Origin of the sequence: Olivibacter sp. 47, assembly GCF_030372825.1 — a bacterium.
In the GTDB taxonomy this organism is placed as follows: domain Bacteria; phylum Bacteroidota; class Bacteroidia; order Sphingobacteriales; family Sphingobacteriaceae; genus Olivibacter; species Olivibacter oleidegradans.
On the sequence record NZ_JAUCNR010000001.1, the window covers coordinates 607532 to 625882 of the forward strand.

Annotated in this window: 11 protein-coding genes; 9 read left to right on the forward strand and 2 right to left on the reverse strand. The window is 42.4% G+C overall.

Features of this window, described 5'->3' with window-relative positions; genetic code table 11:
- Positions 1-51 precede the first annotated feature (51 nt).
- A complete protein-coding gene (locus tag QT327_RS02630; RefSeq protein WP_130858380.1) occupies positions 52-1185 on the forward strand; it encodes a glycoside hydrolase family 43 protein in 1134 nt (377 codons plus the stop codon).
- Positions 1186-1241: 56 nt separating this feature from the next.
- Here QT327_RS02630 and QT327_RS02635 read toward each other — a convergent pair whose 3' ends face one another.
- Complete coding sequence (locus QT327_RS02635; RefSeq protein ID WP_289551954.1) at positions 1242-2432, reverse strand: thioredoxin family protein; 1191 nt, start codon at positions 2430-2432, stop codon at positions 1242-1244.
- A gap of 111 nt (positions 2433-2543) precedes the next feature.
- Between QT327_RS02635 and QT327_RS02640 the strand changes: the two genes are divergently transcribed.
- From QT327_RS02640 to QT327_RS02675, 8 genes are all read left to right on the forward strand, one after another.
- Positions 2544-3125, forward strand: coding sequence for a YdeI/OmpD-associated family protein (locus tag QT327_RS02640; protein WP_130858382.1), 582 nt, complete (start codon positions 2544-2546; stop codon positions 3123-3125).
- A gap of 304 nt (positions 3126-3429) precedes the next feature.
- On the forward strand, positions 3430-4935 hold the full coding sequence (locus QT327_RS02645) for a family 43 glycosylhydrolase (protein WP_013667690.1): 1506 nt from the start codon (positions 3430-3432) through the stop codon (positions 4933-4935).
- 38 nt (positions 4936-4973) lie between these two features.
- Positions 4974-6350 carry a sulfatase-like hydrolase/transferase gene (locus QT327_RS02650; RefSeq protein WP_130858384.1) on the forward strand — a complete coding sequence of 459 codons (1377 nt, stop codon included), beginning with the start codon at positions 4974-4976 and terminating at the stop codon, positions 6348-6350.
- An 82-nt stretch (positions 6351-6432) separates the two neighbouring features.
- A complete protein-coding gene (locus QT327_RS02655) occupies positions 6433-7002 on the forward strand; it encodes a Crp/Fnr family transcriptional regulator (RefSeq protein ID WP_130858385.1) in 570 nt (189 codons plus the stop codon).
- Positions 7003-7069: 67 nt separating this feature from the next.
- The gene (ilvD, locus tag QT327_RS02660) at positions 7070-8713 is read left to right on the forward strand and encodes a dihydroxy-acid dehydratase (protein WP_289551956.1); all 1644 of its coding nucleotides are present in this window, start codon (positions 7070-7072) and stop codon (positions 8711-8713) included.
- A 155-nt stretch (positions 8714-8868) separates the two neighbouring features.
- Positions 8869-9735, forward strand: coding sequence for a phospholipase A (locus tag QT327_RS02665; protein ID WP_207303817.1), 867 nt, complete (start codon positions 8869-8871; stop codon positions 9733-9735).
- Positions 9736-10134: 399 nt separating this feature from the next.
- On the forward strand, positions 10135-13401 hold the full coding sequence (locus QT327_RS02670) for a SusC/RagA family TonB-linked outer membrane protein (RefSeq protein WP_289551957.1): 3267 nt from the start codon (positions 10135-10137) through the stop codon (positions 13399-13401).
- Positions 13402-13435: 34 nt separating this feature from the next.
- The gene (locus QT327_RS02675) at positions 13436-15202 is read left to right on the forward strand and encodes a RagB/SusD family nutrient uptake outer membrane protein (RefSeq protein ID WP_289551959.1); all 1767 of its coding nucleotides are present in this window, start codon (positions 13436-13438) and stop codon (positions 15200-15202) included.
- Positions 15203-15289: 87 nt separating this feature from the next.
- On the opposite strand, the gene QT327_RS02680 is transcribed toward QT327_RS02675, so the two are convergent.
- Entirely contained in the window at positions 15290-18307 is a 3018-nt protein-coding gene (locus QT327_RS02680) for an AsmA family protein (RefSeq protein ID WP_289551960.1), read from the reverse strand.
- Positions 18308-18351 lie beyond the last annotated feature (44 nt).

Here is an 18351-nt window from a genome sequence, read left to right on the forward strand (position 1 = left end):
TTTCTTTTATACTTTCCTGCGTTTATATTTGTCGGCATCGAATGACCAACAATGAAACGAATTATAAGCATTTTCACTTTCTTTTCACTAACATTATCCTTTAATAACCAGCTGTTTGCTCAATCGCAAAACACCTATCAAAACCCGTTGCCGGTTGCATTTGGTGACCCTTACGTACTGCACGTATCGGGCGACAAATATTATATGTACGGCACGGGTGGAGTTGCAAAAAATGGATTTGCTGCTTATTCTTCGACCGACCTTGTGAATTGGAAAGATGAAGGCCAAGTATTTTATGCCGGTAACCCAAATGGTTGGAGCGATTCTACCGCCGCTTGGAACGGAGCCTACTGGGCACCGGAAGTATATGCGCATAACGGCAAGTTCTACCTATTTTACTCCGCTCAATGGAGCGATAACCCTGGCAAGGAGGTTGAAAATTTTCGCATTGGAGTAGCTGTGGCGGATAAGCCTACGGGGCCATTTGTTGACTTAACCGATAAACCAATTTTTGATCCTGGATACCCTATTATCGATGCGAATGTACTTTTTGATGACAGCGGTAAGATTTATCTTTATTATTCCCGCTGCTGTTATAAGCATCCCGTGGAAAGCGAAGTAGCTACCTGGGCTAAGAAAAAGGGATGGTTTGATACAATAGAGGAAAGTTGGGTGTATGGTGTTGAGTTGAAACCTGATTTCAGCGGCGTTATAGGCGAGCCCGTCTTATTATTAAGACCTCCTGTAGAAATGAGCGATAAACAGGCGGAGTGGGAAAGTCGTTCGGTTACGTCAAAGGAAGTTAATCGCCGGTGGACAGAGGGCTCCGCTATTTTTAAGAAGGGAGACACTTATTATATGATGTACTCGGCCAATTACTTTGGGGGTAAGAATTATGCCGTAGGATACGCGACTTCCAAAAGTCCGCTCGGCCCATTTACCAAAGCGGCTAATAACCCTGTATTGCAGAAGAACAGCGAACGTGGTGGTGTGGTAACAGGAACCGGTCATAATAGTGTGACCTACTCGCCAGACGGAAAGGAAATGTTCTGCGTGTATCACGCGCGGACCTTATCAACGGGTGAAGAACGTGTTGTTTTTATTGATAGAATGAAGATAACAGAAGACGGGAAATTGATAGTAGAGGGACCGACTACGACACCTCAACTAGTTCCAAGCAGATAAAAAAAGGAACCTCCTGCACAGTGGGTTCCCTTTACTTTTGATCAGGAAACGTTGGCTCAGTCTAACGTGTCGAGTTGTTTAAGATCGAAATCATCATTAATCACTTCGCCGTTGGGTTTTACCAAGACAAATCTGGGTAGCTCAGAAAGATATAGGGTATTGATTAAGTCCTGTTGTGCTTCGTTTCTCATTCTATAACTATATTTAAAATCCAGGCCTTCCGTATTCTCTTTCCACTTACTGAATTGGCTTTCCATTGAAATCGGCAATATATCAATTCCTCTTTTCTCCAAAACTGGCACTTCTTGTTCCAATTGCTTAACCGCCTTGGCGGACGCTTGATCTGCACTATTCCAAAATGACAGCAGCAAATATTTACGATCCTTAAAAGAATCCCATGGAATTTCTGAAAGCTGTGCATCGGTTGCGACTACCTGTTTTTGAAGATCTAACCGTTGTATTTTCGTTTGCACCTTTTCGAGTCGTTTGGCAAAGTCTAGGCCATACTTGCTCTGCTTTACCTCAATTGGCGCCTGTTCTAACAGATTCCCGTATGCTTTTGCGTATTGACGCTGTTTTCCCGCCCGTGATAACAAATAAAATGAGCTGATTAATGGCTGGTGTTTTTTGATGAAATCTTCAGTAATTGAAGCAGGACTTTTCGAAAGTTCTTTCTTACCCGAAACTTTGGTGACGCCTGCCCCGCCAAGGCTGTAACTTTCTGTCTGTCCTTCTACTTCCGCTTCAAGTTCGGCAAGTACAGTATGCCATTTATTTAATAACTCTTGTTCTTTTCCACCACCTTGAATCGAAAAGGCAGTTTTGCTTATGGAGCCTGGGTGATTAAAGGGCCGTTGTACAAGCTTCAGATCTGTAGAAGCGGATGCTAAAACCGGGATGGAGGCTTCCCAAACTAACCCACTGGTACCGCGTTTTGTGGACTTTCCTTCTATTTTTATAAAGTAAATTTCGTTAAGATTAGCGGTATCCAGCTTGAGTTTGAATTTCCCGTTCTCAATAGGGACGGATATAACGGAATCCTTCTCATTGTCCTTGAACAAAGAAACTTTTTTTATTTCGGAATTCGCTGTTTCGCTAATAATCGATAGCGCGCCTTTCTCGGGTGTATAAAGATATTTTTGCTTTTTAGTGTCCGTCTGTTTATTTTGTTCGCGGTGTTGGCATGACGATATAGTCAGTAAAAAGCCAATCACAATAACGTAAGGGCTCGATCTAAAGAATTTCATATGCTAATATACCAACATGTAATCATATTGTTTGTGTACTTGCGAAAATTGTAAACATCCATTTAATATTTATATAAGTTTGCACGGATATCTAATTACAGTAACTAAGTTATGATTCAAAAAGAAGACACCGAAATATTTTATCCAATGGATTTGACAGCTTGGCGGGCATGGTTGGAGAAAAACCATCAATCAAAATCATCCGTCTGGCTCGTTCTTTATAATAAATCTTCAGGCAAACCTTCCATTTCCTGGAGTGAGGCGGTAGACGTTGCTTTGTGCTTTGGATGGATAGATAGTAAAAAGATAAAAATAGACCCTGAAAGATCCCATCAGTTTTTCAGCAAGCGAAAAGCTAAAAGCACATGGTCAAAAATCAACAAAGATAAAGTGGAGAGATTGATAGCAAGCGGCTTAATGACACAAGCTGGTTTGGAGTGTATTGAAAAGGCGAAACAGAATGGGTCCTGGACGATTTTAGATGAAGTGGAAGCACTTAAAATTCCGGCGGATTTAGAAGCTGCATTTATGATTCATACCGGGGCAAAATCATTTTTCGAAGGGCTGAGCAAGTCCGCAAGAAAGGCAATGTTACAGTGGTTGGTTCTAGCCAAGCGGCCTGAAACAAGACAGGAACGAGTACACCAGATTGCTGCACTCGCTTCAAAAGGAATGAAACCGAAACCGTTTTAACTTGTACTTACTCGGCATACCTATCAAAATCATTCCGAAATTAATTCCACATCCTTTTGCAAATAACGCACAAAACACTGATAAAAATTAGTGAAAAATAGAGACATATTGTGCAATTCGATTCCGCTTGTTTGTTTTTATTTGCCTACAGAGTGAGGGGTTTCTTGCAAGTTTGTTAAAAACCAATTATGTCCTATAGAACCGGATTGGGGCCTCTTCTAAAATTACGGACAAACGAAGGTGTTCATGAACTGCACCGGTAGCGTATAAAGTACGATTATTTCACCATTATAATGTCCAAATTATGAAAAAGATTACGATCAATTTATGTTATCTATGTCTCTTGCTCTTGTACGCTTGTGAAAAAAACGTTAAGATGCAGCCAAACCCTGAAACAATGGATATGATGGGTTTTATTATAGATAGCACTTTTACCAACCCTATCATACCGCGAGGCGCCGATCCATGGGTGACGCACAAACATGGCTTTTACTACTTTACATACACGCAGGGGGGCAAATTAGTCTTGTATAAAACAAAAAACATGTCTGAGTTGGCATTGGCGAGCGCCCACGATGCGTGGATACCCGAACAAGGTATGCCATATTCCAAAAATCTATGGGCGCCGGAATTACACTACCTTGATAATAAATGGTATATGTATTTTGCTGCAGACAATGGGCAGAATGCAAATCATCGAATGTATGTCGTAGAAAATGCGGCAGCAGATCCTACGACCGGAGAGTGGGTGCTCAAGGGAAAGGTGGCCGACCCGTCCAACGAGTGGGCCATTGATGGTACCGTACTTGAATATAAAGGGCAACGCTATATGTTATGGTCGGGTGGAAACGCCGGTGCTGCTCCGCAACGTATCTATATTGCAAAGATGAGCAATCCATGGACCATCAGTAGCGAAAAGGTGGCTATCTCCAGTCCGATACATCCTTGGGAAATGAATGGTAGTGCGATTAACGAAGGTCCCCAGGTATTAATAAGTCCGAGTGGTCGCGTACACGTGGTATATTCAGCAAGTGGTTATTGGGTTGACACCTATTGCTTAGGTTTACTAAGCCTGAACATAGATGGAGATCCAATGAATCCCGATGACTGGGTAAAAACACCGCAACCCGTTTTTTCTATGAATGCCGAAAGCGGCGCTTATGGCCCCGGCCACAATGGTTTTTTCAAATCGCCGGACGATAGCGAAGACTGGATTATTTATCATGCACGGAGCTTACCTGGAGGTGGGGATGGAAACGGTCGGAATGCCCGCATTCAGCAATTTACTTGGAATGCAGATGGAACCCCCAACTTCGGTATACCCGTTAAGATTGGTGTACCTATTGCAAAACCTTCTGGCGAACCCATTCGAAAAGTATATCGTACTGATAACTGGTCTATTGCAAGCTTTAGTTCTGAGGAGACTGTCAATAATCGTTTGGCTAGTAAATTGATTGATAATGACGTAAATTCGTACTGGATAACGCGATACTCATCCAATCCAACAAACTATCCCGATCATTGGATTACCGTTGATATGGGGGAATCCCTAACAGTGGATGGCTTTATGCTCGCGCAGAAAAGCGGTGATCGAAAAGTTAAAGAAATAGAAATTTTAATAAGCGACGACAACAGTTCGTGGGAAAGTCTGGGAACCTTTGAATTGGCTAATGTAAATTTGGTTAAACAATACTTAAATATAGATGTAAGGCGTACCTGTAGGTACTTTAAGTTAGTCCCGTTGGCTGGTTATGATAGTCAGCAGCAACCCGGACTTGCAGAAGCGGGTGCCTACATTAAAGGAGAGTAAAAATTTAAGTCCCCTGAATTAATCGGGTTGAAAAAAAAATGAAACTATATTGTAAGTTTATATGTCTTTTCTGTCTGCTATTATTGGCAGGCAATTTGCGTGGTCAAGAAAAACCTAATATCATTATTATTCTTACAGATGACATGGGATTCAGCGACATAGGCACTTTTGGAGGCCAGTTTGTTCCCACCCCCCATTTGGATCAACTGGCTAAAGAAGGCACTAAATATACGCAGTATTATAGCGCCGCTCCTATTTGTAGCCCTTCTCGTACCAGTATCCTGACGGGTATGTTCCCTGCTGAATGGAATTTCACGACCTTCCTGAATGATCGGCGAAGCAATGCGCGTGCAGAGCAAGCAAACTATTTGAATGTAAACGCCCCCTCATTGGCCAAAGTATTAAAAGCAGCGGGATACGCCACCGGGCATTTTGGAAAGTGGCATATGGGCGGTGGCCGCGATATTAAAAATGCACCGGGCTTTAAGAAATATGGTTTTGACGAGCACGCCAGCACGTACGAAAGTCCGGATCCTGACCCTGCCCTAACTGCAAGGGACTGGATCTGGTCTGATGAGGACAGCATCAAACGTTGGGACCGAACGGCTTACTTTGTAGATAAAACGCTTGATTTCCTCCGTCGGCATAAGGGTGTACCTTGTTTCGTGAACCTTTGGCCGGATGACATGCACACGCCATGGGTACCGGAAGAAAATCGTCGGCAATCGGGTAAATTCCCAATGAATCCGGACGAAGAGAAGGCTTTTAAGCTGGTATTAGCTGAATTTGACAAACAAATGGGCAGGTTGTTTGACGGCTTAGAGAAACTGGGTTTAGCTGAAAATACGCTGATCATTTTCACCAGTGATAATGGTCCGCTACCGAGCTTTAAGGGCAGCAGGGCGGGCGGCTTGCGGGGCACGAAACTCTCACTCTACGAAGGTGGTATTCGTATGCCTTTTATCGTACGATGGCCGGGCCATACACCTGCGGGTCAGACGGACAGTGTGTCGGTCTTGAATTCAAGCGACTTGTTTCCCACCTTGGCACGTATTGCCGCTGCTCCACTACCACCTAATTACAAAGGAGACGGCGAGGATAGAATGAAGGTATTCTTAGGAAAGCCCTCCTCAAGAGAAAAAGATATGTATTGGGAATATGGGCGAAATGATTATGCTTTTAACTATCCCAAAGGAAGAGACCGGAGTCCGAACTTAGCGATCCGGTCGGGTAAGTGGAAACTGTTAGTTGACTACCAAGGTGATAATGTAGAATTATATAATATCGTGGATGATAAATATGAAACTAACAACGTTGCCGCATGGCATTCGGATATCGTAGCTGACTTAAAAACGAAGCTTATTACTTGGCGGGCTTATTTACCTGAATTAACAGCCGACCGCGCTAATCCTTAACATGAATACGGTTGCTCGATTTTGACGCAAGTCAATGTTTTTAAAAGTTATTTAATGCAACTTTGGCTTGTAATTCACGGTGATGTCTGACATGCTAAAGGACCTTATACAACGAAAAACACAACTTGAAGAAAAGCAAGTTCTCGAGATACTGAGGTATTTCAAGCCACTTGTCGCCAAAAAAAACGAATTATTACTTGCAGAGGGTGCTGTAGCAGATAAGTTGTTTTTTATTGACAAGGGATGTCTGCGGCTCTATTACAATAATGATAACCACGGCGTATCGACAAGATTTATGGCTTTTGAGCATACTTTTTTAACGTCAATTGTTAGTTTTATTTCAAGAACACCGGCACCTGAATATATACAGGCTGTAGAAACTTCGGAATTATTCGTGATCTCCTACCATGATTTTTTTCGATTGCGGACGACGATCCCGGCATGGGACAAAATGTATATTTATATCCTAGAATACGGTCTCACCGTTATTACATCGAAGCTTAGCGGATTACTTACGCAGAGCGCAACAGAACGTTATCGCAACTTACTAAAAAATAACCCGGAACTTGTACAGCGGTTATCAAATGCAAACTTAGCGGCTTATTTGAATATATCACCCGAAACACTCAGTAGGTTAAAATCAAATTTATAATAGTAGAATCAAAGCGGCATACCCGTTTCAGAAACAAAATTGATTTAAGTAAATAAGCAAATCAGTCATGAGAAGTGATGAAGTAAAAAAAGGATACCATAGAACGCCACACCGGTCTTTATTTAGAGCCACCGGATTAAAGGATGAAGATTTCGAAAAGCCCTTTATCGGTGTAGCCAACTCATTCATAGAGATTATTCCCGGACACTTTTTTTTGAACAAGGTGGCGAACATCATTAAGGAGGAGATTCGTGCAAACGGATGCATCCCTTTTGAATTCAACACCATTGGAATTGACGATGGCATTGCTATGGGACATGACGGTATGCTGTATTCGCTTCCGAGTAGAGAATTAATTGCCAGTTCAATAGAAAGTGTAATGAACGCACACAAATTGGACGCCATGATTGCTATACCAAATTGTGATAAGATAGTACCTGGTATGATCATGGGTGCACTACGTGTAAACGTACCTACCATTTTTGTGAGTGGAGGTCCCATGGCAAAAGGTTATAAAAAAGATGGTACTCCCATCGATCTCGCATCTGCATTTGAGGCAGTGGGCAAGCACGAGGCTGGGGTTATTAGCGAGGAACAACTTCGGGATATCGAATGTAATGCCTGTCCAAGTGCGGGCAGCTGCTCGGGTATGTTTACGGCTAATTCTATGAACACCTTGATGGAGGCAATGGGCATAGCCCTACCGGGTAACGGAACTATCCTTGCCCAAACAGTCGAACGGGAGACACTTTATAGAAAAGCGGCTCGACGCATCTGTGAGATTGCAAAAGAAGAGACAGCACGTAAAAAATTCACCCTGAAAAATATATTGAACGAAAACGCCGTTCGAAATGCCTTTGCTGTTGATATGGCAATGGGTGGTAGTTCCAATACTGTTTTACATATGCTTGCTATTGCAAATGAGGCAGGTTTAGATTTTCAACTGAAAGATATTAACGCAATTTCACGGAATGTTTCGCACATTGCTAAAATCTCACCAAGCCTAACGAATGTTCATATGGAAGACATTAATCGGGCAGGTGGCGTTAGTGCTGTGATGAAAGAGATGACCAAAAGGAGTAATAATATTCTTATAGACAATTTAACAATCAGCGGCGAAAACCTTTTACAACTTATAGTAGGAGCCGAAATTAAGGACAAAAATATTATACGTACCATCGATAACCCATACAGTGAAGTGGGTGGCTTAGCAATTCTGTATGGAAATCTGGCCGAACAAGGTGCCGTTATCAAAACCGCAGGGCTTACGGGTTCTAGGGTATTTACTGGCAAAGCCGTTTGTTTTAATGGTCAACAGGAAGCCGTCGATGGCATAATCGGCGGAAAAGTTAAAGAGGGTGATGTGGTAGTTATCCGTTACGAAGGTCCAAAAGGCGGTCCTGGAATGCAAGAAATGCTGACGCCCACAAGCTTGATTATGGGCATGGGCTTGGGAAGCTCTGTTGCACTAATAACAGATGGTAGATTTAGCGGAGCAACTAGAGGTGCCTCCATTGGACACGTATCTCCGGAAGCGGCTGAGGGTGGTATGATTGGTTTAATAGAGGATGGGGATGAAATTCATATTGACGTAGACAATTACATCTTATCGGTTAAGTTAAGTGATGAGGAAATTGGGAAGAGAAAAGCGAATTTTGTGCTCCTCAAAAAAAGCTGCAATCGCGATGGCTTAGCCAATACAGGGCTTTAGTAACAAATGCCAGCAAAGGTGCGGTCTTAAGAAGTGACCTGTAAAGGAAAGGCGATAATTAGACATTGATGAGGATGTAAATGTCCGAATTATAATTTCGGAGTAAAATTGCACTGAAAAATTCTATTTGGTTATTCCGTCCTTTATTTTTGGAGATGCGACATCAGCTTATACGCCATGATCAATTTTGGCGAAAAACGTGGATCAGAAGTTTTTCATATTTTGTATTTTTACTCTATCCAACCCTTAGCAAAGCGCAATTAATTGAACGCGACAGTGCATTTACTTCATCTGAAGCAATTACAGGTCACCCCGGTTTTTCTATACATCGCGATAACTATTTCATCACGGGTATTCCGATGAATCAACAACCAACACGAAATAACTCGGATATTAAGTATCAGATTAGTTTCAAACAACGCTTACGCAAAACACCACTACCCGGTGGCCTATTTCCTTATATTACCTACTCACAAAAAGCATTTTGGGATATCTATCGCGATTCTAAACCATTTGACGAAATTAACTTCAACCCCGGGCTCGCACTAGTAAGACCTTTTTTTCTAAAAGGGCATCGTTTGGCCTACGCTACGCTATCGCTGGAACACGAATCAAACGGACGTGATTCTGTTTATTCACGTAGCTGGAACTTTATGGCCTTTTCCTTGAGATCGCAACTAGATGAACGCTGGATTGTAGGGCTTCGGTTCTGGTTGCCTATGTCTTATAAGGATGACAACCCTGATCTAATGGACTATGTAGGTTATGCCGAGGCTAATGCTACTTATCGAATTAAACCCGACAAATGGTCAGTCGATATAACTGCAAAAAAAGGAAAAGGATGGAATAGACGAGGATCAATCCAAGCTCAGTTGAATTGGCGACCCTTCAAGGATGAAAACCAATACCTCATGTTACAATGGTTTCAAGGTTATGGCGAAAGTTTAATAGACTATCGGGAACATACAAGCATGATCCGCATAGGATTCATGCTGAAAGCAACTACATTGGGGATTTATTAACACCGGTATTAAACTGTGCGGAAATAGGAAAATATGGCAACCAAAACTATGTTTCATAGTCCCTTTATTGAACCCTCAATACCCCTTCTTTTCTTATTGTTACAGCTTGCGTTTACGCACACGTTTGCGTAAATCCACGCAATCGATTGATCTCGAAACCAATTTGTTTTTTTATATAGGCTTGAATATGTTTGCTCACGCAGTAACCAATTTGACCACAATAAACTAGGAAAAATCGTGAACTCGTCTTTACCGTAAGGACGAAGTATTCGACTGAATGATTGTGTGTATTACTAAATTATGAAGAACTATGAGAGAGCGTTAAACTTATTCTTGTAGGCGGACGTCACGCCAAACAAAGCAACAAAATTATTAACAAAAACCCTTAAACTATGCTATATGATTAGTACCGGATTCCTATTGCCTAAAAAAAGGCACATTTCAATCAATCTTTTATATGTTTTCCTTGTTTCATTTTGCACGGCAGGAAGCAGCATATCCATTCATGCACATGCAAGTAAGCGACTATCGACGTTTTTTCGTCAAACAAGTGTATATGGCACAGTCACCGATGAACGTGGCGCCCCCATAGAGGGAGTAACAATTTCTGTAAAAGGAACAACAATAGCCGCTAAAACCAATAGTGAGGGAAGATACCAATTAAACGTGCCCCCTAAGGCTGTTTTGATTTTTAGCAATTTGGGCTTTGAGACACAAGAACTCAACTTCGCAGGAGAACGCGAACTTAACGTAGTATTAAAAGATATGATCAGCGATCTTGAAGAAGTTGTTATTGTTGGATATGGAACGCAGAAGAAAGTAAATCTTACAGGGGCGGTTAGTTCGGTTAACGCCAGGGAACTGACGAATATTGCACCGGCAAATCTGTCTAATACACTAGCCGGTCGAGCCCCAGGTGTAAACGTCACTAATACTTCCGGACTCTCAGGTGCCACTTCCCAAATTAGAATAAGGGGTAGTTTTGGTGAACCACTTTATGTCATTGATGGTATTGTACGAGACAAAGCCGCTTTTGACGCTTTGGAGGCATCTGAAGTAGACCAAATGAGCTTTTTGAAAGACGCTGCAACGGCCTCTATCTACGGATCGAGAGCTGGAAATGGGGTTGTGCTGGCAACGACCCGAAAGGGAATTGAGCAAAAACCTACCTTCAATTTTCAATCTAATTATACAACGTCCAGCCCGACCATGCCACTGCTATCTGACCTCACAACAGCAACGGATGAATTAATTTACCAAAATCGGGTGGCGGAATTTAACGGAACACCTCCACCTAACGGACAAGAAGAGTTCGACTATTTTAAGGATAAAAGCTACAATGTACACGACATGATCTGGCGAAATCCAACTAGTCATCGCCAAGCGTTGAGCGTTAGCGGAGGATCCGAGAAGATAACCTACTATTCATTACTAAGCTATCGCGGCGAGAACGGATCGTATAAAACGGTAGATCATGGTAAATTTAATCTTCGCAGTAATGTCTCGGCTAAAATCAGTGAAAGTATCTCTGTTGATTTGAATCTCTCTGCGTACCAACAAAATCTAGATCGCTTTTATTGGCCTTTTACCGGCGATGATGACTTTGATGTGTCCGATTTATATCGGGTAACCTTCAACTGGCCAAAAACTTATCCTTTCTACGTCGAAGCAGATGGGACACCAGCCAATTATGTAACTCCCTATCCTATCCAGACGCCAATGGGGAGTTGGCAGGCTTGGAGCGTGATCGATCAGGTCGTAGGTGATCGCTATATCAAGACCCGACAACGTCAATTCAATCCGATACTAGCGGTTAACATTAAGCTGGATAAATTTATTCCGGGCCTCTCTACAAAAGTGGTAGGAAGCTATCTGGGTGAAGACTACATGCGAAAAAAATATTTAACGTTCCAAAAGAACTATGTCTTCAATCAAGCAGATCCGGATGGTAATCGCTTTTTGCCTGGGCCTCCTGACCCGAATAAGACAAACACTTTTACCTTCAGCCAAAATCAGCCCTTTATGAGCTATGAACTAACGAACGATTGGAGCTATCAGTTCAACTGGTTTGCAAATTATACGCGGACCTTCAATAAACACAGTGTAGATGCATTATTTGTTTTTGAGCAGGCTGAGAATGGCGGTTATGCATCCTATGCAAGAGCCGAAAATCCGCTAACTTCATTAGATCAGATGTTTGCTTATCCTACCGACAGGCAATTCCGCGAAGCGAACGGGTGGGAAGAAATAGGCGCCCGGCAATCATACATAGGAAGAGTAAACTATAATTTTGACAGTCGATATATCGCTGAGTTTTCTTTCCGTTACGACGGGAATACCTTATTCCCTGAAAATAAGCGTTGGGGCTTTTTCCCATCAGTCTCTGCCGCTTGGCGTCTGTCAGAAGAGAGCTTCTTCAAGAAGTTCACCAATGCTTTTAATGAACTGAAGATTAGAGGTTCTTACGGAACCACCGGGAACGACTTAGACGTCAATAACGAAAAGATAAATCCTTTTTCTTATGTAGCAAGGTACATTAATTCCGGCGGGTATATGTTTGGCGATCGCTTTTACGGAGCCATCGCACCAGGGGCGACGCCCAATCCGAATCTAACTTGGGCAACCTCTACGAGTTATAACATCGGTTTGGATGCGGCAGGTTTTAATAATCGCTTGAGTGGAACGCTCGATCTATTTTTAAGGAAAGAAACGGATATTCTCGGCTCTCGTTTAGTGACTTTACCTGATAATTATGGGCAGGCGCTAGCACCGGAAAATTACGCAGCTAGATCCTGGAGAGGCGGCGAAATCACTTTACAATGGAACGACAATGCGGCCAATAATGAGGTTAACTATTCCATTATGGCAAATGCGGGTTATGCAAAAGACCGCTGGGATATTTTTGACGAAAGTGCGGCTTATGGACCTGGTGGCTATCGCCACTTCGAATCGCGTATTGGACAACCTGCCGAAAGGATTATCGGTCTAAAGACACTGGGAATTATAAGAACCCAAGAACAACTGGATGAATTACTCGCACAAGGTTTTAAACAATTTGGACGTGATCCCTATTTAGGTGGTTTATACTTCGAGGATGTACGGGGTGATGGGTACGCTCCGGGACCTGACGGAAAAATAGACGGTAATGATAATCAGTTGCTCTCGACAAATGCGGCTCCTAGGATTAACTATGGTTTTGGCTTCAACATCGCTTATAAGAACTTCTCTTTACAAGCGCATTTTCAGGGCGTGCTCAATTACGATCGAATTATCAGCAACCAAGAAGGAGCAGGTATGAGGCAGCACGGAGGTACTGTAAGACCTTATTATCCTGTATGGGCATCTGACAAGGTATGGACACCGGAAAATCCAGATGGTGAATATCCTCGCCCAATTGGGCAGAATTGGTATGAATCCGGAACAGGTGCGTCTTCTTTCTGGATCCGAAATGGGGGCTATCTCCGTTTGAGAACACTTAATGTGGGATATAACCTGCCGAAATCTTGGGTATCTGCACTAAAGCTGGAAAACGCGCAATTATACTTTAACGGAACCAACTTATTTGTGCTGTCAGATATGAAGGAGTTTCAAGATCCCGAGCAAAAAAATTACGACTCCTATCCTATTATGAAGACCTTCACTTTTGGTTTGGATGTCAGGTTTTAACGAGGCAAATAATACGGTAACAAATAGAAACAAGATGAAAAGGAATATATATATTATTTTATGCTTTATAGGTGTTTTTGCAAGCTCTTGCAAAAAGGTACTTGATATTGAAGATATCGACAATTACGACCCACAGCAGGTTTGGAATGACCCCAATTTGGCAAACGCTTATATGGCTAATATCTACCCCATGTTCGGCAACTGGAATCCAGGCGCCGATTCGGATAGCGAGCAGTTGATCGGCATTAATTTTTATCCCGATCGGGTGACGATTTCGAATGGCGAGTTTAAATCATGGAATTACAGTAATATACGTTTAATAAATCAAGCTATCAGGGATGTCAATGCCGGTGCTTTAGACCAAGCCACAAAAGACGGCATAACTGGTCAAGCTTTGTTTATGCGTGCTTATGCGTATTTTTGGATGGTAGTATATCATGGCGGTGTACCCTATATCACCGTACCGCAAGATCGCTATGAAGATGACCTTTATGTAGCGCGGAACTCTACAGCCGAGTGCTTCGATTTAATTATTCGTGATTTGGATGAAGCAATTGCTAAGCTCCCGGAGCGCATCGCTACCTCATCTACTGACTATGGAAAAATTGACGCTAGTTTTGCGCTCGCTTTTAAAGCAAAAGTACTTCTTTATAAGGCCTCTCCTCAATTCAATCCTACTAACCCTTGGAACAATTCATACTGGGAAGCCGCTTATCAGGAAAACAAAAAGGCCTTTAATGATTTGCAGGCAAGGGGTTATCGATTGACGGAGGACTATGCGAATATCGCTTTAGTGGAAAAAGGCCCCGAAGTAATCTTTGCCGTGGTAAATTCCTATCCCAATAAAGTCGCCTCATGGGATTATGGTGTCCGACCGGGATCCGAAAGCCGTGGCCCCGCCTATGCATGTCCAACTTGGGAGTTCATAAAAGAATTCCCGATGAAAGATGGCAAACTATATAACGATTCCACGAGCGCCTATCATAAAACGGAGGCTGCCTTTCTCCAGCAATATTGGGAAGATAGAGACCCCCGTTTCGATAAGTCGATCGTTTGGAACGGAAAACCCTATGCTGTTTCCGGCAAAACGGGAAAACGGCAATATACATCACTAGGCATAGCACATGAATTGGATGATTTTGGTGTGAATCCAAAAGCTGGTGTGAATTCAACCAATCTCAATAGGTACAGTGGTTTTTTTATCGAAAAAAATAGTTTGCTGAAACTGACACAGGCGGAGGTGCAACAATATGATGTCGATTTTGTGCTAATGCGTTTCGCGGAAGTTATGCTGAATTATGCAGAGGCCGCTAATGAAACCGGGAGAATCGGTGAAGCGATGGATATTTTAAAGCAAATACGCCAACGGGCCGGTATTGAAGCCGGTGGAGACAGTAACTACGGAATCAAAGCAATAACGAGAGATCAAATGCGTGAGGCGATTCTGGCAGAACGTAATATAGAGTTCTGCTTCGAAGGACATCGCTTTTGGGATTTACGTCGGCTACGGATGTTAAATCGTTTAGACGGCACCACAAAACATGGTGTAGAAGCGATTGCGATTAATGATGATGGATCAGAAATGGCGATGGGACAGGCACGGGCACTTGCCGATAAATACGAACTGATGGAAAACAATTTTAAATATAGCGTTTTACAAGTTCCCCTATCAGGCGTTAAAGTAAACTCGTTACCTGAAAGCTATTATTTCTTTCCGATTCAGGAAAGCATAATCGATAAAAATCCTAAAATTGAACAGAACAATAACTGGGGTGGTACGTTTAATCCGACCTTAGAATAAATCAAATAATGATTTCAATCGGTAAAGTTTCTATATGCAAACTTTACCGATTGAAATCACCTAATTGAACTCTCTTTAGCGTTTCCTTTACTCAAAATTGATCAGTTTCAGAACCGCATTTCTCTTACGGATAATGGTACTATCGGCTTTTTTGGCTAAACGTTCTTTATCGGTAAAATAATACTTATATCGGGCTTTTGTCATGCTAATATTATAGTCAGGTATCTTACCCTTTACATCTACGCCCATTTTAAAAGGGACCGGAGATTTTAGTACCGAGATATGATAATCATAGGACAGATCAATATGTTGTATGCCTCCTACTGCTAGGCGATAACGGTCAATTTCGACCAAAGCGGGTAAAATCTCTAGCTGCCGATCTTTAATTAACATTTCTACGTTCAGCGAATCGATGTATGTGCTGTCTCGTTCCTTGAACTTGAAGGTTTTGGCCAGCTCCCTAAACGCTTCATTGTCTTGCACGGCCAAGTGGGTAGCTCGCAACGCGGCTACACTTCTTACTGATCCGATATCGATCTCCATATCGTTATTCAGATTAGCAGAGCCTTTTATACTGAAATCTGCATTACCTTCCAGTGATTTTATAACAGGGAAAAGAGTGTCTAACGTGGGGGCAAAATCCTTCAATTGATTCATTTTCATGTTACGTACGTCAATCACGTATTGCATTCTAGCTTGACCATTCGCCAGTGGTTTATAACGCAGTTTGGTTTGCAGAGAAGCCTCACCGGATTTTAAACTGAAATCATGTAAATTCAACTGCCCGTTATCAACACGGGCTTGACCTTTAAGATTGTTCAGCATTAATGATCCCATTTTCAATTGCTCTATAAAGGAGTTAAAGGTAAAACGAATATTGGTAGGTAATGTAAAACGAGTAGAGTCTGCTATAGGTGTTACGGGTGGCGCGGCGGTCAACGCTGGCGCCGCCATACGCTCTATAACTCCTGCGTTAGCGCTTTCGGCTTGCAATACGCCCATTAACTCGTCAATATCCAAATAGCGGGCATGCAGATTTAAATCAGCATACAAAAGCGTATCCCGCTTGTCTACCGGAAAGATGTTGCGTACCTCGCCGTCGAGCTTCATCTTGAAGTCGCCAAGCGCCACAAAAGCATTGTTTAGGTGAATATCATGTCCTTTTACAGTAATAAGGGAACGATTAACCGACAGCGGCATACCGACATTAGGAATGGCCGCCTTAAGCTTCGAAAAGCTAAAGGAGCCTATTGGCCACCATTGCTTCTGCTCATTTTTCTCGACATTGAATTGGTAAGACCCTTTATCAACGATCAGTGTCATTTGTCCATAGTGCAGGGCTAAATTCTGCGCGTCGAAGCTCGTAACAAAATGAGGAGCACGTGGCAGCTTACCTGGGCCAACCGCAGCAGCGATGGAAGCTTTCTCAATGCGTACATTCATACTGTCTGTAGATTGATAGTGAAGAGCCGCCAAATTGATCTTCGATTTCAGCGGTAAGCGTTTGTCGACTTTTTTAGATCCTGAAAGCTGCGCATGAAGTGCCTGCACCGTAAGCTTATGTTTTTTTCCGTATTGTAGATTAAGCCTATCTATATCCAATTGTCCGGACAATCCATTCTTTTCATCTCTTTTCAGGCTCAGTGCAGTATAAGGTGTATGAAAAAGAAGCTCCTCTTTAGCCATGTTTATTTGTAGATCCGCGAGCTTAGCATTACCTTGTAATGACAGATCGCGATAATCAAAGCCCGATTGAGCCGTATACGTAATTTTTCCCGCGAGATCTATGAACGCTCTTCCACCGAGCTGCAATCCCTCGACAATAGGAAATGTTGACCCAATTTTTGTAAGATCGATATTTGCTTCGACATCCGGTTCAATTTCCGGGTTATCCAACAGGTTTTGTGCTGATACGCTACCGCTAAGGTGTATGCCCGTTCCTCTTATTAGCATCTTATTGATACGTACTGCGGAACGTTGGCGCTCATTAAAGTCTAAAAGACTTTCTACATCTGCCTCTAGGGCGGTAATTTGGCCCGGAAACTTTTTATAACGCAGAGAACCGCCATGTATTTTAAGCTGTGCCCTTGATACAGGCAGCTTGCCTTCACCGTACACGCCATTTGTCCGCAACACTAAAAACACCCTCCCGCCAACATCAACATCTGTTGTCTTAAGGTATCTTTTTGGCACCATTTTCCATAAATTTGCCAGCGATGGCACCTTCATTTTAGCTTGCAATGCTACATTTACAGCTTTTCTGCCATTGGGTCGTTCAAAGACGCCGTCAAGCAGAAAGTCTATATCGTTCAATTTTAGCGTTCCATTGGTAAAGCTGAGTTTTCGACTTTTCTTATCAAGCTTCATATCTGTATCCAAAAGGCTGTTCAATTGCCGGATAAAGACAAATCCACCCTTCGTGATCGTTAGCTGCTTACTATCTGAATGTAATTTTAACAGGAGGTGATCCTCGTCGTAAACAAACCCAATTTTAAGAGCCAAATGCGGGATTCGGCAATCAAGTCTTGATCCTTTGTCTTCATAGTGAAAACTGGCATCTTCGATGCGAAGCGATTTAATATGAATTTTTTTTATTGCCGATTGGACATCGCTTGTGTCAGTAGCTTCAGCCGTTTCCTTCTTCAGAATATCATAATTTGCGTTGCCGTGCTGATCCACTGCCAAATGAAGTCGCGGCCTGCGCAATGTAATTCGCTCAATATCTATTTCTTTTTTTAAAAGTAATTTAGTCATGTTGACGGCGCCCCGAAAGTCACTGAAAACAACTAGGGTATCTCTCCTGTCTCTCGAAAGAATATATCCGTCATGTAGACGAGCACCGAAACGTGGAAAAGAAGAAAAAAAAGTTAATTCGACGCTTTTACAAAAAACCTGTCCATCCAATTGTTGATTAATCGCCTTAAGTGCTATGGGCGTTATCTTCTCAGGTTTAAAGAGAAAATTAGTAATGAAAGTTATGGCAAGCAGAATCAAAGTGCAGGCTAAGCCCAAGCTAATAAGAATTTTTTTTAGGATGTTCGACATATATTCTATTTCCTGTTCTGCCGCAAGGCGTTTAACCGATTCAGCCTCGGAGAGCTGCAAACAGGCCTTATATTTTGCGTCGCCAAATTTAATACTATTTTCAA